This is a genomic window from Ruegeria sp. BHSA163, assembly GCF_059613365.1.
The window spans coordinates 21,216-39,639 of the sequence record NZ_JBXWSJ010000027.1; the positions used below are offsets into that span (position 1 = coordinate 21,216).

The window sequence follows — 18,424 nt, forward strand, 5'->3', positions numbered from 1 at the left end:
TCTGCTTTAGTGAGGGAGCATGCCTTGAAGGGCTATAACCTCAGGGCGCTTGAGACAGCGTAGCCGAGTACGTTGCGCACCAGTCTCTTGCCTAATTAGCTCTGGAAACAGCGCTCGTAATTCTTCGATGTCACGACGGTCAAAAGAATTTAAGGCCCTGCCACCTAAAAACAGACTCTCGCTCTTTAAACCATGAGATCTTAATATCGCGTGCCGCGGGCATGCGATATGATAGTATTCCACCGGTGCAACCGGCTGCACCTGCCGGATCGTATTGTCATTGACCAAATGAACCGCGGCTGAAAAAACCATCGGCTCACCAAACAAAAGTTCGGCCCGCCAGCCATCCAGCACGATCCTGTGCTGTGGCGATACACATAAATCCCTGTTAGGAAGTCCTGGTCCGAGCGCATCACGCCGAATGTGAACAGGCCTGAATTTCGGATTTGCGCGTAGAACATCTGCGTTAAGGGTTTTCTTCCCGACCCAAACAATCGGCAAAGTTTCATCGTTTGAAACGCAGACCCTGTCACCAACGACCAAATCTTCGACCGCACGTGGGCCTGACTCCGTCTCGATCAAAGTTCCTGCTACAAAACAGGGTGGGTCCGTTGGATCAAGTTCAGTTTCACCAATTTGCCAGTTACCCGTGGTCATTGGGCCTGTGGGATTGTCAGTATCCCAAGCATAGATTTGACCACCTACCTGAATGAATTCACCGGATTCGCCTGATCCGCGGTAGTTGCCTTGCCCCAAATACGTATAAGGCTGGAAAGTTACGCCCCCATCAAACGACACAGTCAGACCGGAGATAATCGCGGGCGTAGTCGAGCCTTGTACAACCAGATCTCCGCCACCAGTGGTGTTCACAGTATGTAGCGTTGCGTCAAACGGCATCAGCTAACCCTTTTAGCATTCGGCAAAATTAAGTTGACAAACCCAGCGTAAGACTGGGTTGAGACACCGCTCATGACTTTGGCTTTCATGTACTCTTCACCCAGATTCTTTGCAAAATGCCTGCACCAACACCTTACGCGATAGGGTGCGCAATTCTATAAGATATATTATTTTATGAATTTTAATTCTCGTTGAAGAAAATCCATTCGATTGGAATTCTTGACTGCCTTTCCTGTTACAAAAAAGCGACATGGCAAACTTCATGAGTCGATCAGAAGACCCCGTCGGTTTGCCTGCAACTCCATCACTTATCTGTTCCCATTCATTGAAAAATCGGACCGCTGGCTACGGTTGGCGCAATATTTCAAGCGCGATAAGAGCTTTTAGAATAGGTATTGTTGAGGTTGGACACCCTTCAAAGCATCACCTCGGCCGGTGGCTTTTTTCGGACGTCAGATGTATCCTAAACAGTTACTTTTCCGAAGTAATTTTCCGCTTGGCAAGTTGCTTTGACGCGAACGTGGCGGTTTTCATTGGCCACACCAATTCCAAAGTACCACCAGAGGATTCAAAGCCTCACTACAACAAACCTGCTTTTCCGTTCACGACTAAACTGCGGTATCTCTTGGCTGTTCAGCCATCAGAGTAATTTTTTAATTGGAAAATCCAAAACCGTTCTGATCACCGGATGATATTGCAGAAACACCCATAGACTTTCTTCGCTGCATCAGAATGCTGCGGGTCCCACGATGTTCTATTGCCTCTATCTCATCAAAATTATCGCTCAAGTATTGCAGAAACACTGGGTTAGGCTTTCTGTGCGCGCTTATGTACCAAAACCGTTCAACATCCATTTCACTGAGCAATTGCTCGACGTTTTGAACGTCTCCAGCAGATCCGAATGGCCCAACCAACTTTTCTGCCAAATCACATTCATCGTCGTAGTATTCCAGATAGCGTGCCTCCAACGCATAAAAAAGCACTGGCTCTCTCTTGTATCTTTCACAAACAAATTCAATGGCTTCTCTAAATTGCGTCTTTTTTGTCTTGCTGTAATACCCACCTTTGAATCCGACGCTGTAGAATACTGAAAGCAGAACCAAAACAGATAGGACAGTGGTGACTGATCGTTTGGGAAGCGACCAAATGGAAGCTGCAACCATTAAATAGATTGGTGGAACGACTATTATCAGATTTCGCTTATGCCAGACTGGCGTTATCAAATGAGAAATCACCAACGCCATAAGAAATGGTAAAACAAACCAAAGCACTAGGAGTAAGTCCCGGTACTTCGCTACAAATTCAGAAACTTCTGGACCTTCTGGTGTTTTCTGCGTCCACAACAATACTGGAAAAGACAGAATTGCCAGTACAGGTATCACAGAGAAAGCATTTGTCCGATCAAAGGCAAATTTCATAAAATCTTGCAATGCCGCCCAGGAATTCGGCGCGGCAAGATGCGACATTTCCTTGCCGCTATGCGATAGCATTACTGGAACCCAGGGAGCGAAAGATATCAAAACCACCAGCGATAAAGCAAAAGCAGAAAGTTGTAACTCTCTGTGTCTCCATCCGATAAAAAAGGCTCCTAAAACCTGTATACCAAAAAGTAAAACGCCAAAGTAATGCAGGTAGACCATTGCAACGGACCACACGGCGAGACATACAACATCGTATGGCCGTACTTTTTGACCGCAGTAGCGTGTTTCAAAAATACTTTCACCCAGTAATAGCTTGTCGCAATCGCGCCTAGCATCAAAAGGCTGTAGGCCCGGCCTTCTTGTGAGTAGTATATCGGGGTCCATGAAACTGCGAGCAATAATGCCGAAAGCCCGGGGACCTGTGGTGTGTAAAGGCGCCGACCCAACAATAGCAAAAACGCTACGGCCCACACACCAGCAATTGCAGCTGGCAACCGTAACGCGATCTCGGTGTCGCCAGCAAGTTTGATCCAAAAATAAAGAAAAACTTGATAACCCGGAGGGTGGACGTCTCTTTTTGTCAACTCAATAACTTGGCCCAAGGAGTCAACTTTACTGAACGCCCAGCTGGCAAGCTCATCATTCCACAAGCTTTCACTTCCCAAATGAAAAAGCCTCAGCGAGGTCGCAACAATAATCAATGCACACCAAAAAAGAGCGTTGGAGTCGAAAGAAATCCTTTGTAAGGCCGCTTTTGTTAAACGCATAGAGTACACAGAAAATTCCCGTTTAAGTTGCATGGCGGCAAAGAGAGCAATTTTAACAGGTGTTCAAGAGCAATCGACCCAAACGACGTAACTCGTGGATCAGGTCAGCTTACAGTCACTATGTCGAATGCGCCGCTTTCCCTTGCCCTTCCCCGCAATATGTTGCACCACACACAGGTTCAAACTCCCTGAACGGGCCAAAGGATAAGGACTAGGCGCATGGCTGACGGATCGATCGACATCAACGCAAAACCGACCGAAGATATCTCGGTCCGTGAGGTGTTTGGTATTGACAGCGATATGACTGTCAAAGGATTCGCAGAAGCAAGCGACCGCGTGCCCGTCATTGACCATACCTATAAATTCGATCCTGAAACCACATTGGCGATTCTGGCTGGCTTTGCGCACAATCGCAGGGTGATGATCCAAGGTTACCATGGCACTGGTAAGTCGACCCACATTGAACAAGTGGCCGCGCGTTTGAACTGGCCTGCAGTTCGTGTGAACCTGGACAGTCATATCAGCCGTATCGACCTAATCGGTAAAGACGCGATCAAGCTACGCGATGGCAAACAGGTCACTGAATTCCATGAAGGTATTCTGCCTTGGGCCTTACGCAATCCAGTGGCGATTGTCTTTGATGAATACGATGCAGGGCGCGCCGATGTAATGTTCGTGATCCAGCGCGTGTTGGAGCATGATGGGAAGCTTACCCTTCTTGATCAGAATGAAATCATTACGCCGAACCCGAACTTCCGCCTGTTCGCCACAGCAAACACGGTGGGCTTGGGCGACACCACCGGCCTGTATCACGGCACACAGCAAATCAACCAAGCTCAGATGGACCGTTGGTCGTTGGTCTCGACCTTGAACTATCTCAGTCACGACGCTGAGACGATGATCGTGCTTTCCAAAGCACCAAACTATAATACCGAAAAGGGCCGAAAAACTGTTAGCCAGATGGTCACAGTCGCTGATTTGACGCGAACTGCATTCATGAACGGCGACCTGTCGACGGTTATGAGCCCCCGTACGGTCATTAATTGGGCGCAAAACGCCGAAATCTTTCGCAACGTGGGCTACGCCTTCCGTCTGTCCTTTCTGAACAAATGTGACGAACTGGAACGCCAAACCGTGGCAGAGTTCTATCAGCGATGCTTTGATGAAGAGCTGCCGGAAAGCGCGGCCAGCGCGAGCTTGGGGTAACAGGAGGCCGCCGTGCATATTGGCTTAATCGGCGGAATTGGAGTTGCAGCGACAGTAGTGTACTATCAACGGCTGAGTACTGCGGTGGCTTTGCGAGGTCGATCACTGGATTTGACCATTGTGCATGCGGACGTTCAAGAATTGATCCGAAACAATTTGGCTGATGAGAAAGTCAATCAGGCCAAAGTCTATTCGGAGCTTATAAACCGACTCAAGGCTGCAGGAGCTGACTGCGTTGCAATTACCTCGCTGGGAGGACATTTTTGCTATGATGAAACCGTCAAACGCTCATCGTTGCCGATGATCTCAGCCGTGAAACCTTTGGACGGTTACTTTGCCTCAAAGGGTTATGACACTGTGGGGCTTTTAGGTACTCGTGTCGTGATGCAGACCAAACTTTATGGCCAGCTCCAACAAACGCGTGCTGTGACTTTTGACGACGAGATTGAGACTTTGGGACAGATCTATCAGGATATGGCTGTTGAGGGTCGCTGCTCAGATCAGAATCGCGAGCTGTTTTTGGACGCTGGTCGTCGAATGGTGGATGATCTCGGAGCTGATGCGATTGTATTAGCAGGAACAGATTTGAATCTCGCATTTGATGGTCAAAAACCCGGATATAAGGTGATTGATGCGCTTGATGTACATGTCGATGTACTAACGCGATTGGCGACCGACGAAACAACGATGAAAGAAGCAGGGGCCGATATATGAGCAAACCGAACGACAACCCTGCCGATCCTTTCAAGAGAGCGTTGGCCGAAGCCACCAAGGTCATGGCCGATGATCCCGAGCTTTCAGTCACATATACGGTTGACCCGTCTGGCATGTCGGGCGAGTCGATGCGCCTGCCCCAGGTTAGCCGCCGAATGACGCGCGAAGAGGTGTTGTTGGCCCGAGGAACCGCCGACGCCCTTGCATTGCAGCGTAAGTACCACGACGACGCGACCCATGCTCGCTATGCGCCTCCGGGTGACATGGCCCGTGATTTGTACGAGGCAATGGAAGTTGCCAGGTGCGAGGCTATGGGCGCCCGCGATATGCCCGGTACGGCGTCGAATATCGACGTCAAAATCGGCAACGAAGCGATCCGTCGAGGTTATGACCAATGCAAGCAGCCTGCCGACGCACCACTGTCGGTTGCTGCGGGGTATCTGATCAGGCATCTCGCAACAGGGCGCGATTTGCCTCCTGCGGCAGAAAACATAATGAACCTGTGGCGCGGCTTTATCGAAGAACAAGCCGGCGGCACTTTGGACAACTTGCAGGACATTCTCTCGGATCAGACCGAATTCGCGAAGTTCGCACGGCAGATGATCAAAGATCTGGGTTATGGCGACCAATTGGGCGAAGACCCCGATGAATTGGATGACGAGCAGGAAGACCAGGCTGAAGATGATGCTGAAGAGCAACCTGATCCAGACAGCACCGGTCAAGATGATCAGGACGAACAAGACGCCGACGCAAATCCAGAACAGACGCAGGAAGAGCAGCAAGATCAGTCTCAGGCTCAGGTCTCGATGGATGAGATGGCCGAGGATGAAATGGGAGAGGAAGCCGAGATGCCCGACGGTGAAGCACCGTTGGAACCGCCTGCTCCACCACCGGCTTCCGAAGCTGATCCGGACTACAAGGTTTATCTGAATACCTATGACGAAGAAATCGCTGCTGAAGATTTGGCAGAACCTGCCGAGCTAGAGCGGTTAAGGGCTTATCTTGACCAACAGCTTGAGCCGCTTAAGGGAGCCGTCAGCCGGTTGGCGAACAAGTTGCAACGCCGCTTGCAGGCTCAGCAGAACCGCAGCTGGGAATTCGACCGCGAAGAAGGTATTCTGGACGCTGGCCGCCTAGCCCGTGTTGTTGCAAACCCGACCACGCCGCTAAGCTTCAAGGTCGAGAAAGATACCGAATTCCGCGATACAGTCGTAACGTTGCTTTTGGACAATTCGGGTTCGATGCGTGGCCGTCCGATCTCGATCGCTGCAATTTGCGCCGACGTTCTGGCGCGGACACTGGAACGGTGCAACGTAAAAGTTGAGATTTTGGGATTTACCACACGCGCCTGGAAAGGTGGACAGGCGCGGGAAGCTTGGTTGAATGACGGCCGCCCGCAACAGCCCGGACGTTTGAACGACCTCCGCCACATTATCTACAAAGGTGCTGATGCACCTTGGAGGCGGGCACGACCCAACCTTGGCCTGATGATGAAGGAAGGCCTGCTAAAGGAAAACATCGACGGTGAGGCACTGGAATGGGCGCATCGGCGAATGCTGGCACGTCGTGAAGCACGGAAAATTCTGATGGTGATCTCTGATGGTGCCCCAGTTGATGACTCTACCCTCAGTGTCAACCCGGCAAATTATCTGGAGAAGCACCTGCGGGACGTGATCGCCATGGTGGAAAAACGCCAAATGGTGGAATTGCTGGCCATCGGCATCGGCCATGACGTGACGCGATATTATGACCGCGCCGTCACGATCACCGATGTCGAACAACTTGCAGGGGCCATGACCGAACAGCTGGCTGCACTTTTCGACAGCGACCCGCGTGCTCGAGCACGTGTCATGGGGATGAAACGGGCGAGTTGAATCTTTCTTGCCTGTGACTTATTTTCCTTAGTTTTGCTGCCTTTTTAACTGGTTGCGCGACTACATGCGAACGATCTGTTGGCACAAGAAAGAAAGATGACCGCGAGCTTACCTAACATGGGTCAGGCGCTTATATTTGGCAGTCAAATACGCCCAAATTTTGATGCATGTCAGTATCTCAATCTGGACTTTTTGCCGAGTACCCCTCAGTTTCCAACACATTAGATTTAAAGGAGACCCCCAATGTTTCAGTCATTTGCGGCGACCGCGCGACCTGACCAAGGCCCCCCACGGCTGGCTGCATTGCGGGACGAGATTTCGAATGAGGGGCTTGACGGTTTTCTGGTCCCACGCGCAGATGCCCATCAAGGCGAATACGTTGCGCCAAGGGACGAGCGTCTTGCGTGGTTAACAGGGTTCACCGGATCTGCTGGATTTTGTGCTGTTTTATCCAAGGTCGCCGGGGTTTTTGTCGACGGGCGTTATCGAACACAGGTCAAAGCGCAGGTAGCGGGCGATTTCACACCTGTGCCTTGGCCCGAGGTCAGCCTGAGTGCTTGGCTGAAACAACATTTACCTGATGGTGGTAAAGTAGGATTCGACCCGTGGCTGCACTCGGTCGGCCAAATCTCGGGCGCACAGAAAGAGCTGGATGGCACAGGCATTGAACTGGTTCGCTGCAGCAATTTGGTGGATCGCATCTGGAAGGGTCAGCCGGCGCCACCGATGCAGCCAGTTAAGTCTCATCCCATCGAGTTTGCTGGCGAAACCTCGGAAAGCAAAATTTCCCGGCTGGCATCAAGCCTTCAAAAAGCAGGGAATGTCGCGGCCATCATAACTCTGCCGGACTCGATTATGTGGCTGTTGAACATCCGTGGCGCAGACATTGCCTACAACCCTGTTGCGCATGGATTTGCTATTCTACGCGCAGACGGACATGTCGATCTGTTTATGGCACCAAAAAAACTCAATAATCTCGACGGAGCATTGGCTCCCCGCATTCATCTTCACGAGCCGGACACTTTCCTTGATGCAGTTGGTTCACTGACGGGTAACGTGCAAGTTGATCCGGGAACAGTGCCTCAGATCGTTGGAGATATTCTGGGAGATCGGATGGTGGACGGCGGCGACCCATGCGTTCTTCCAAAGGCGCGAAAGAACGAAGCCGAGATCGAAGGAACGGCAGAAGCACACTTACGCGATGCTGCGGCAGTGGTCGAGTTGCTGTGCTGGCTGGACGCGCAACCGCCCGGCAGCATAACAGAGACACAGGTGGTCACCCGGTTGGAGGGAAGTCGCCGCCACGACAATGCTCTGCAAGACATCTCGTTCGACACGATTGCTGGCACGGGTCCGAACGGAGCTATCATGCACTACCGGGTAACTGAGGATACAGACAGTCGCCTCGAAGATGGTCACCTGTTAGTGCTCGACAGCGGTGGTCAATATCTCGACGGCACTACGGATATTACCCGCACAATCGCAATCGGCGACGTCGGTCACGAGGAGAAAACCTGTTTTACTCGCGTTCTGAAGGGCATGGTCGCAATGTCAATGTTACGCTGGCCCGTTGGGTTGGCAGGGCGGGATATCGAATGTATCGCACGGATGCCTCTTTGGCTCGCTGGTCAGGACTTTAACCACGGCGTAGGTCATGGCGTTGGAACTTACCTGAGTGTGCATGAGGGCCCGCAACGCCTGTCCCGGATCAGCCACGTGCCATTGGAACCGGGAATGATCCTATCAAATGAACCGGGGTATTACCGCGAAGGCGCATTTGGCATTCGTCTTGAAAACTTGGTTGTTGTGGAAAAGGCTCCTACCCTGCCCGGAGGCGACGTTGAGCGTGCGATGCTGAACTGGCGCACCTTGACATACGTGCCAATCGACCGTCGTTTGATCGTTGCCGATATGTTGTCGGGCGATGAACGCGCGTGGCTCAATAATTATCACAGTGACGTAGCAAAAAAAATTCGCCCAAGGCTGGGAGGTGACGCACAACTGTGGTTGGATGCCGCAACCGCAACTATTTGACACAGAAGTGACACATATACTGGGCAGGGAGAACCCCAGAAGAAACGAGGGAAGGAGCAGATATGGCCAAGCACATTACAATCCGCAAGGCACCGGGAAAGTGGAGCGTGCGTTCCGGTGGAGCAATACTGGGCGAAACGACCGATGCGCTAGAGCTGGTAGAGGGCGACAAGGAACCAGTGATTTATTTCCCTCGCGCTGACATAGCGATGGCATTCCTTGACCGAACAGACAAAGTGACCCACTGCCCAAGTAAGGGCGACGCAACGCATTTTTCAATTGTCAACAAATCCTCTGTGACCGAGAACGCGGTCTGGAGTTATGAGGACCCAATTGCAGCTGTTTCCAGCATAAAGGAATACCTTGCTTTCTATCCAATGGACTCGGTCAAAGTTGAACAGCTTTAACCTCGCTTAGACTGCCCCAAACGCGTCGTAATAAGCCCTCTAACCTGTGTTGGGTATTGCGAGGAAAATATCGTCCAGACACTGCAAATGAACAGGTCCAATCGATTGTGCAGTGAGTGCTGGCGTGCTACCAAAGGGCCAATCTGCGTAAGGCAAATTTCGTTGGCCTAATCATTGATTGTACGTCCCAACGAGTGTCTCTGCCGCGGCCACATAATGGGATTTAGTACTCGCCAGGGATCTTAATGAAGATTGGGCTGTTTTCATGCGCCAAGGACGAAGGTCCCTTCCTGCTGGAATGGGTTGCCTATCACAAACTCGTCGGATTTACAGACATTGTCATATACAGCAATGACTCGACCGATGGCACAACTGAACTGTTGGACGCCCTGGACGCAAGCGGAGCTCTATCCCACGTTCTTCAAAATCTGGCAGATGACCAGGTACCCCAAAACCAAGCCGCAGAGCTAGGCTTTGACCACGAGGCTTTTGAACATGCTGATTGGCTCATGTGGTTGGATTCTGACGAATTTCTATTCTGTGTAAACGCAGAAAACAGCGTGGTTGAACTGATCAAGAAAATCGAACCTATTGCTGCTGGCATGGCGGTGAATTGGCTGAATTTCGGCGACAGTGGCTTCGCGCAATGGTCTGAAGGTCTGGTCACGCAAAAGTTCTTGCATCGTAGCGAAACGAACAGCAGTCGCACCTTCCGTTTTAAAACGCTGTTCAAGAAAACGGATAAGACCCGCGGGTTTGGACTCCATCGCCCATTTTTTAAGTGGGGCTATCAAGAGTCGGATGGGAAATTCATAAATGCCGCCGGACAAGGCATGCATGATCTATTCTATCGCGCGGGCGGCGGCAGACGACACAGATTAGGGGATTCCCCACCGGATTTGGTATCTCATGACTGGGCATCGATTTTTCATTATGCGGTAAAAACAAAGGATAGTTTTGGACTTAAGAAACAGCGCGGCCAAGGTACGAAAGCAATCGGCGCCGAAAATCGCTCATCCAGATTTCGCGACAAGTATTGGGACATATTCAACCGCAACGAAGTTTATGATCCGCGAATGCTGGAATACCGGGGAAAGTTGAAGGCTAAGATAAGCGACCTGTTAGCTGATGAGACAGTATACAAAGCTCATGAAAATTGCATCGAGCATTACCGCAAAAAACTGGCTCAATTGAAATCTGAAAAAGCGACGTCTGAAAACCGAACCGCTTGAGCTTGCACCAACCTTAGAATTGCATTGATAGTAGTGGGACGCCTCGAGTACGGAGTTTTCAGCAAAGTCGTCAAACCGATGCAGCGTCGGTTTGGATCTGTCGATCTTTTTGCAACTCATGAATATCCTTGACCGATGCAAGAAACGCGATAGGTGCGAAGACAATGAAAGCAAAAAGAAAATGGACTGAATAGTGATGGCAAGACGGGTGGCCATCATCGCAAGTGGTATCTACAGCCCGCTCAGCAGTGTCGTCGAACTTGCCAGACGAGCGCGGGCTGAGGGTTATGACATAAAGGTGTTCGCCCCAAAATCTGCGGCTGAGCTATTGTCGCTGAACGGATTTAGTCATCACAAAATCCGCAGGCCAAAAATCCATACTCTCACACCCTTGCTATCACCACTTAACACGGCTGAAGCGAACAGTAATGCATTCCAAGATAGATTGAATGCAGCAGTTACCGAGCTTGGCGTCGATGGTCTGAAAATTGCGCTTAGGCAGTTTAACCCTGATGCGATCTTTGTCGATTGCGAGATGCACGCGCATATTATTGTAGCCCTGTCGATGGGGTTGCCCGTTGTTCAATACAGCAACATGTTCTTGTCACCGCCCGGGCTACGCGCACCACCCTTGCATAAAAGGTCTTATCCCGGATCGGGATTGAGGGGCAGCAGATTGGCCGTAATGTTGACATGGGCCCTATACCTTTTAAGCAAAAGAATACGGTTTTACCGAAATAAGCGATCTGATCTAGGCGCGGACCACCCAACAGCCCTAACCGAACTTGCCCGCAGGCAAGGTGTACCAATCAAGACGATCCGGCGCATCAACTGCTGGCAAATGCCTTGGACCTACAAAATTCCGACCGTGTTGTTGCTGCCCCAAGCTTTGGACCTGCCGACACGACCATACGCAGAAATGGAATATTTAGGCCCGATGATCCTGACAAGCCGTCCAGAAGGCGTAAGCGCACATTCCGCAGTTGAACGTTTCTGCAACCCAAAAGGGCAAAGGAAGCGAATTTTCGTTGGCTTCGGCTCAATGATGAAGCCAGACAGCCATTTGGTACGGCATTTGATGGAAATCGCCCGCCGCCGAACGGAATGGATTTTCCTCGGCGCGGCAGGCAAAAAATGGGGAGACATACCTCTAGAGGACAAACCCGACAATATCGACTTTGTGCCTTGGGTGCCGCAAACCCAAATTCTAAGACACGCTGACCTTGCTATAATGCATGGCGGGACCGGCGGTCTGGTCGAAGCGGTTGATGCGGCCACGCCGATGCTAATTTTCCCGCATGTCAATGATCAGAAAGGCGGCGCCGCCAGAGTGATCTTTCACGGTATTGGACGGGCAGGCCGAACCACGGATCCTGCCAATCTGATTGAGAAGAACATCGACGAGCTGCTTCGAAGTGACCGCGTCCTAAAAAACTGCAGGGCGATGCAGGCAGCCTGCCGCGTCGAAAAAGACGGACAAGTTCTTGAACGTTACTTGCGGCGATTGACCGAAAAACAATGACGCACACAAACAGACAAGCCCTGAAAATCTGCTGACCAACGCTTCATATAGATAAATTATGATCCGTTAAAGACAGCCCGGCGTAAATAGGTTAGGAATGACTTATTGACCAATGCCAGTGAACACATCGGGTATATTCACGTGCAGCGCTTCGCCGAACGGTTGCAAAGATTTTGCGACCTTCTTTCGCTTTGAGTGCTCAACCGACCCGAGCTCTGCCCGGCGACTGGAAGCACTTCGAGGATTGTCTTTATTTTTCCCCCCTCAGGATGACGACGGATCGTTGGATTCTACCGGACCCGTTTCGGTGTCTGATGTCTGCCAAGATAAGACCACAGCACATGTAACTGACCACTGCTATGCTTATGGTAAGACATCACAGTTTTCCTTTGTGCCTTTGGTAAGCAGTGCCGACGAGCAACCCCAAGGGCCAAGTACGGATGCTATGTGCACTTTTGGCGGGTGCCCGTACTCATACCAAGTTGCGGCGATCAACGGCCCCAAGTGTCCAGAAGATTATCCGTTCTGTTCGGTCACTTCGGACTTTCAACGAACGAGAATCGTCAAATTGGAAATCGGGCAATGGCCCCGCCCTTTAAAAATGGAATTCAAAGCTCATGAAATACGACTTTCCTGAACGCACCGAGAGCCGGTCGCCTATCAGTTTTCACAGCACATTTCTTGCGCTGGTAAATTGGTCTTGGATGTGGCTGTTGGTCGTATTTGCTTCGATGGCGCACGCTCACAGCTTTAACGAAAGCTATGTCTATTTTGACGTGACCGAAGACACACTTGCGGGACGTATCGAGGTAACGCTGACAGATTTGACCCGGATACAGCAAAACTCCAAAGATATCGAAACGTCTCTATCAGAAGACGAAGTGCGCGCCGCAGCTGACGAATTCTATGCGTATTTTCAGGAGCGGATGCAGCTATCGCATGAAGGACAGCCCTACCAAATTGAGTTTGACGACATGACATTCTTTGGCACGAAGGTCGATAAATTTGCTCAGTTCCACTTCAATGTTCTGGGTATCGAACAAACCCCAACGACCATCGACATGTCATACGACGGTTTGTTTTCGGACGTTGACCCTACACATCGAGGATACGCGCTGATCGGCAGTAACACCCGCAACGATATGGATGAAAACGAGCGCTTTATTTCATTGATTTTTGCTCCAGGCGACGGTGTCAAAAGCCTGTATCTTAATGACGAGCCAACCAAGGATATTGCACGCACGTTCTTTGAACATGGTGTCTGGCACATCTGGTTGGGGTTCGACCACGTGCTGTTTTTGCTCACGCTTTTGCTCGGCGCGGTCATGCGCATCGAAAACTCTCACTGGGTTCCTTCGGAAAGTGTCCGAGAGAGCCTGAAAGAAACTGTCAAAATCGTGACGGTGTTCACCGTCGCTCACACTATCACTTTGTGTCTGGCGACCTTCGAAGTGATCACCCTGCCCATCACGCTGGTTGAAGCCATAATTGCAATTTCTATTGCAGTTGTCGCCTTGGGTAATCTGATCCCACGCTTCCACGCCAGTTCATGGAAAGTGGTATTCCTGTTCGGTATTTTCCATGGGTTTGGATTTGCCAATGTGCTGGAACCTCTCGGCCTCGATCCAGCCCGCAAGGCTTTGGGCCTGGCCACGTTCAACATCGGCGTCGAGGTTGGACAGTTGGCAATTGTGTTGGTGGTGTTTCCGATATTCTTTGCCCTGCGTCGGCTCACTGCTTACCGCGTCATCGGGCTTCAATTCGGGTCCGTCGCGTTGATTGCGATTGCTCTTTTCTGGTTTATCGAGCGCACCGTTGGAGGGTTTCCGGGACTTGGCATAGCGACGGCAGGATTGGTCAACTGATGCAGTGTACGAGTATCCTGAATCCTTCGCGTTCGACCGGGATTAAAGTTGGCGTAGTCGATACATTGTTCTTGGATCGGCCTGGCGTTTCGAGCGAATTGGATCCAGACCATGTATCGGAGCGTAACGATCAGCCGATCAAACCTCTTACGAAGTTTTTCCATGTCGCCCGAATGGGTAGAGATTGCCTCCCATCAACTTCGGGATCGATCACCCCAATCGGTTCCTCTAAGTTTATTTCACCGCCGTTGGTTATCGAACATATATACAGAATGGAAAGACCGTTTGAGGCAGGGACACCCGAAAATTTTGGATTAGAAAAAATAGCTGCACGTGCCGGCGCCCACCGCGCAATCCCAAGCTAGGTGGATCGTACTAATGCACCGTCTTACCGAGAGCCAAAAACGTTTCTGGAGAGGGCACCAATTGCACCCAGACGTGCCGCTGTACAACGTGGCATGGCGTTTTGATCTGCGGTTCGAAGTAAAGCCAAATGTGTTCTATCAGGCGTTTTTAGAGACGCTGCAACAAAATGAAATATTAAGAACCGTTTTTCGGGATGACGGTGACGGCCCATTTCAAATTGCTAGCGAAGCCACAATGGATTTGCTGGAGATTGGGGATCTAAGCAGTGAAGCCGACCCAAACAAAGTTCTAGAGCAAACCTTACCAGCATGGGTTCAGAAAGCATTTGATCTGGGTCGGGCCACGCTAAGAAGTAAACTGGTAAAACTGAGCGACAATCATTGGGTCTGGACCGTGTGTCAGCATCACATTGCCTGTGACGCCCAATCTGGGTCAGTGTTGTTCGAGCAGGTTTCTCAACGATATAAAGCTCTGACAGCAACTGGTTTCAGCGAAGTAGAACCGGCACCAAGCTATTTCGAAAGTGCCGTATACAGAGACGCTCAGACAAAAAGTCCGCCTGCATCGACGCCAAACCCATCCTCGCCGCCATATGGCAGCCCAGCACAACGCACCTCTTTTTCGACCCGTATTCGCGTTCCGTTCACAGACATAAACGCAGAGATGTTAGAGGCCGCTATAGGCCAGCCCGAATTTCGACTTTTCACGCCGGACTTGTCACGCATGGCCCTGTATTTGACGGCCTATTTCGCGTATCTGCACAGAGTTACTGGCGATGAGGTAATCACTATTGGCCTGCCGTCCCACAACCGCGCATCTGACGCAGATCGCAGAAGCCTGGGTTTGTTTGTAGAGGTTCTGCCATTTCGGATCGAAATAGAGCCTTCAGACAGTTTGCTGACATTGCACGGTAAAATCAAAACTGAACTGGGCGAATTTCTGCGGCAGGTTCGTTCATGTGCCGCCTCCGACCGGCAGGATGGTGGCATCAGTGCTGTCTGCAATTTTATCCAGTCTCGGTTTGGAATGTTTGCCGGTCATCCGGCTTCCATACAATGGCTGCACAGCGGCGCGCATTACGCCGCTCATGCCATTCGGTTCCACATTACCGATTTCGAGGGGACAGGCCGAGCCGATCTGTTTTTCGACGTACACAACGAAATTCTGCACGAAGTTCCAGCAGAACGTTTAGTTTCGCATTTCGCAAAGATGCTGACGGCGACACTATCCTCTGCCAATTCGAAAATTCCCGAAGTTGATCTAGGCGGCCCACGGGATGATCGCGCAATCCTTTACGGTCCGGCCGAAGCCCCAAGTCCCGTCCGAACGATACTTGATGCCATTGAAGAGCAAGTGAAAAACACGCCGGAAGCCGTGGCAATCATCGACGGTTCTTTCTCGATGACATATGCGCAGGTGCACAAGCACAGCAATCAAATTGCTGCGCACATCACGCATCTTGGTGTTGATACAGGATCCCGGATCGCAATTCACTTGCCACGTTCCCCAGAATTTGTGTTGGCAGCATTGGGCATCCTCAAGGCTGGTTGCTGCTTCATTCCAATTGCGGCAAATACGCCCAGCGCCCGTGTCGAACGAATTTTGACCGAGTCCAAATCTGCCGCTGTTGTAACCGCTTCGGATCTGCCGCCAGTTCAAACCTGCCAAAGCATCACAATTGACTCCATTACGGAAACCAGTGAGGCAGCATTACCGACGGTTACCAGGTATGACATTGCGTACGTTCTGTTCACTTCAGGTTCGACAGGAACGCCAAAGGGTGTCGCGGTCGATCATGGCAATTTTCATCGATATATCCGTTGGGCCGGTTCCACGTTCAGCAAAGATCGTCCCGCCCATTATCCATTTTTCTCGTCAGTATCTTTCGACCTGACACTTACATCGTTATTTGTGCCTCTATCTACTGGCGGTTCGATAACAGTTTATCCAGAACGCGGGGAGCCAGATTTGGCAGTCCTGGATGTCTTTAACGATGATAAAGTGGATATTGTTAAACTGACGCCATCTCACCTTGCTTTGGTATGCGCACAAAACCGCCCCGTGCGCAGAATCAAGACACTTGTTTTGGGAGGCGAAAATCTGACCAGTCGGCTATGCCGATCGGCTCTGGACGTTTTGTCGACTGATTTGAGTATATTTAATGAGTATGGCCCGACCGAGGCAGTTGTCGGAGCCATGCAACATCTGTTTGACCGTGAAATCGACATTGAGCCATCGGTGCAGATCGGCTGTCCAGCCTCTGGTGTTTCAATCAGTGTGCGTGACAGTGCACTTAACATCTGCCCGTTTAGTGTGACCGGCGAAATTGTAATTGGGGGCCGGTTGGCCCAAGGCTACCTCAATGCATCTTCTGGCATGGATCATAAATTCCCGGATCAATCCGAAGATGAGCAGGGGCGCATATACAGAACTGGTGATCTCGGGCGCATCAGGCGCGACGGTTCGGTTGAATATCTCGGTCGGACAGACGAACAAATTAAGCTTGGCGGGGTTCGCCTTGAAGTCGCCGAGTTCGAACACGTTCTGCAGAAACTGCCGGGGGTGGACTCGGTCCACGTCGCATTTGAGGCAACAAAACAACCCTTGCAAACCCGCAATTGCCGTCGGTGCGGGCTACCCGACAACCTGCCAGAACTTGAATTCCCAGAACCTGATCTCTGCGCAATTTGCGAAGAGTACGACACGTACAAAGACCGCGCTCAGGCATATTTCAAAGATGAGTCCGAGCTAGGTAAGCTGATTTCACGCGCCAGCCAAGCGCGCACGGGAGATTATGACGCCATTATGCTTCTTAGCGGTGGCAAGGACAGTACTTATGCAGCCTATCGCCTGGCAGAATATACTTCTCGCGTACTCGCCGTGACGCTCGACAATGGCTACATCTCCGAAGGCGCAAAGGCGAATATTCAAAGAATAACACAGGACCTTGGCTGGCTGCACCGCTATCTGCGCACCGACAAGATGAACCAAATCTTTGTTGATAGCCTCAAAACTCACTCCAATGTCTGTCAGGGGTGTTTCAAGGCTCTTTATACGTTAGCATTTCGAACCGCGCTTTCAGAAGGCGCACCGATGATTGTAACCGGCCTGTCGCGGGGGCAATTCTTTGAGACCAGGCTAACACCTGACCTGTTTCGCTCAAGCGCTCCGACATGCGCCCAACTGGATGCAATGGTAACGCAGGCGCGAAAGACTTATCATGCCGAAGATGACGCTCTATCCCGACTACTTGAGACTCAAGACTTACAAGATGGTCAATTCTTGGACCAGATCCAGGTGCTAGACATTTACCGGTACACTGATGTGCCCGTATCTGATATTTACAATTTTCTAAAAATGCGGACTGCATGGGTGCGACCGGACGATACTGGCCGATCGACCAACTGCTTGATCAATGACGTCGGAATTCACCTCCACAAGGCCCGGGAAGGGTTTCACAATTATGCGCTGCCGTATTCGTGGGATGTTCGCATGGGGCATAAGACGCGTGCGCAAGCTCTGGATGAGTTAAACGACGAAATTGACGAACAAAAGGTGTCTCAAATCCTGGACGAGATCGGTTTTGACGAGCCACTGGATCGTCCACCAACCCTTACCGTTTATGTGGCCGGGCGGAACCTGAGGGAAAGCGATGTATGGGAAATGCTTGCCGCCCATTTTCAGCGCGAAATGTTACCGGATAGCGTGGTTATACTGGATGAAATGCCGCTGACGACAAATGGCAAAGTCGACAATGCCCGTCTGCCAAAAGGCAGCAGGCGGACGGCGGAAGACACGGTGATCGTCGCCCCTTCGTCAGCAATGGAACACCACCTGACAAAAATATTGTCACTCATTCTAAAGAAAACCCAAATCGGAATAACACAGGACTTCTTTGATCTTGGGGTCGACAGCCTGACGGCAATTCAAATCGCAATAAGGGCAAATGAGGATGGGCTGCCGCTGCCGCCATCTTCGGTATTTGAACACCGAACCGTAAAAGCTCTTGCCGCTTATGCAGAGGGTTTGGCAACCGCCGAACCGGACCAAGATGACTCTGCCTCTCTGATTGATTTGGACCACGAAGACTTGGCCGCAATAACGCAGGCGCTACGCTGA

At 51.0% G+C, this 18,424-nt stretch carries 12 protein-coding genes; 9 read left to right on the top strand and 3 right to left on the bottom strand.

Annotation, left to right across the window (positions count from 1 at the left end; all coding sequences use genetic code 11):
* Positions 1-6 precede the first annotated feature (6 nt).
* The 3 genes from AC2FNV_RS13700 to AC2FNV_RS13710 all read right to left on the bottom strand — a co-directional run bounded on the left by AC2FNV_RS13700 (position 7) and on the right by AC2FNV_RS13710 (position 3,118).
* Positions 7-897, bottom strand: a complete 891-nt coding sequence (locus AC2FNV_RS13700) for a Hint domain-containing protein (protein WP_170608620.1) — start codon at positions 895-897, stop codon at positions 7-9.
* Between the two features lie 653 nt (positions 898-1,550).
* On the bottom strand, positions 1,551-2,537 hold the full coding sequence (locus AC2FNV_RS13705) for a hypothetical protein (RefSeq protein ID WP_170608621.1): 987 nt from the start codon (positions 2,535-2,537) through the stop codon (positions 1,551-1,553).
* Positions 2,486-3,118: a glycosyltransferase family 39 protein gene (locus tag AC2FNV_RS13710; RefSeq protein WP_170608623.1), complete on the bottom strand. Its 633-nt coding sequence runs from the start codon at positions 3,116-3,118 to the stop codon at positions 2,486-2,488. The genes AC2FNV_RS13705 and AC2FNV_RS13710 overlap by 52 nt, the downstream gene beginning before the upstream one ends.
* A gap of 186 nt (positions 3,119-3,304) precedes the next feature.
* Between AC2FNV_RS13710 and cobS the strand changes: the two genes are divergently transcribed.
* The 9 genes from cobS (at position 3,305) to AC2FNV_RS13755 (ending at position 18,424) form a co-directional block, all read left to right on the top strand.
* Positions 3,305-4,291 (top strand): cobaltochelatase subunit CobS, encoded by a 987-nt coding sequence (gene cobS / locus AC2FNV_RS13715; protein WP_170476700.1) that lies wholly within the window; start codon positions 3,305-3,307, stop codon positions 4,289-4,291.
* 12 nt (positions 4,292-4,303) lie between these two features.
* Positions 4,304-5,005, top strand: a complete 702-nt coding sequence (locus AC2FNV_RS13720; RefSeq protein WP_170608624.1) for an aspartate/glutamate racemase family protein — start codon at positions 4,304-4,306, stop codon at positions 5,003-5,005.
* Entirely contained in the window at positions 5,002-6,879 is a 1,878-nt protein-coding gene (cobT, locus tag AC2FNV_RS13725) for a cobaltochelatase subunit CobT (RefSeq protein ID WP_170476696.1), read from the top strand. Before AC2FNV_RS13720 ends, cobT begins: the two co-directional genes overlap by 4 nt.
* A gap of 243 nt (positions 6,880-7,122) precedes the next feature.
* Positions 7,123-8,913, top strand: coding sequence for an aminopeptidase P family protein (locus tag AC2FNV_RS13730; RefSeq protein WP_170608625.1), 1,791 nt, complete (start codon positions 7,123-7,125; stop codon positions 8,911-8,913).
* Between the two features lie 62 nt (positions 8,914-8,975).
* Complete coding sequence (locus tag AC2FNV_RS13735) at positions 8,976-9,320, top strand: DUF427 domain-containing protein (RefSeq protein WP_170476693.1); 345 nt, start codon at positions 8,976-8,978, stop codon at positions 9,318-9,320.
* 245 nt (positions 9,321-9,565) lie between these two features.
* Positions 9,566-10,552, top strand: coding sequence for a glycosyltransferase family 2 protein (locus AC2FNV_RS13740; RefSeq protein ID WP_170608626.1), 987 nt, complete (start codon positions 9,566-9,568; stop codon positions 10,550-10,552).
* A 196-nt stretch (positions 10,553-10,748) separates the two neighbouring features.
* Positions 10,749-12,074 carry a nucleotide disphospho-sugar-binding domain-containing protein gene (locus tag AC2FNV_RS13745; protein ID WP_170608627.1) on the top strand — a complete coding sequence of 442 codons (1,326 nt, stop codon included), beginning with the start codon at positions 10,749-10,751 and terminating at the stop codon, positions 12,072-12,074.
* Between the two features lie 617 nt (positions 12,075-12,691).
* Positions 12,692-13,939, top strand: coding sequence for a HupE/UreJ family protein (locus AC2FNV_RS13750; protein WP_170608628.1), 1,248 nt, complete (start codon positions 12,692-12,694; stop codon positions 13,937-13,939).
* Positions 13,940-14,317: 378 nt separating this feature from the next.
* Entirely contained in the window at positions 14,318-18,424 is a 4,107-nt protein-coding gene (locus AC2FNV_RS13755) for a non-ribosomal peptide synthetase (RefSeq protein ID WP_170608629.1), read from the top strand.

What these genes read in the sequence shown, in the direction of transcription:
- AC2FNV_RS13710 (WP_170608623.1), bottom strand. Translation starts at nt 3,118, where the DNA reads ATGCAACTTAAACGGGAATTTTCTGTGTACTCTATGCGTTTAACAAAA.
- AC2FNV_RS13745 (WP_170608627.1), top strand. Translation starts at nt 10,749, where the DNA reads ATGGCAAGACGGGTGGCCATCATCGCAAGTGGTATCTACAGCCCGCTC.
- AC2FNV_RS13705 (WP_170608621.1), bottom strand. Translation starts at nt 2,537, where the DNA reads ATGGTCTACCTGCATTACTTTGGCGTTTTACTTTTTGGTATACAGGTT.
- AC2FNV_RS13700 (WP_170608620.1), bottom strand. Translation starts at nt 897, where the DNA reads ATGCCGTTTGACGCAACGCTACATACTGTGAACACCACTGGTGGCGGA.
- AC2FNV_RS13730 (WP_170608625.1), top strand. Translation starts at nt 7,123, where the DNA reads ATGTTTCAGTCATTTGCGGCGACCGCGCGACCTGACCAAGGCCCCCCA.
- AC2FNV_RS13735 (WP_170476693.1), top strand. Translation starts at nt 8,976, where the DNA reads ATGGCCAAGCACATTACAATCCGCAAGGCACCGGGAAAGTGGAGCGTG.
- AC2FNV_RS13740 (WP_170608626.1), top strand. Translation starts at nt 9,566, where the DNA reads ATGAAGATTGGGCTGTTTTCATGCGCCAAGGACGAAGGTCCCTTCCTG.
- cobS (WP_170476700.1), top strand. Translation starts at nt 3,305, where the DNA reads ATGGCTGACGGATCGATCGACATCAACGCAAAACCGACCGAAGATATC.
- AC2FNV_RS13750 (WP_170608628.1), top strand. Translation starts at nt 12,692, where the DNA reads ATGAAATACGACTTTCCTGAACGCACCGAGAGCCGGTCGCCTATCAGT.
- AC2FNV_RS13755 (WP_170608629.1), top strand. Translation starts at nt 14,318, where the DNA reads ATGCACCGTCTTACCGAGAGCCAAAAACGTTTCTGGAGAGGGCACCAA.
- cobT (WP_170476696.1), top strand. Translation starts at nt 5,002, where the DNA reads ATGAGCAAACCGAACGACAACCCTGCCGATCCTTTCAAGAGAGCGTTG.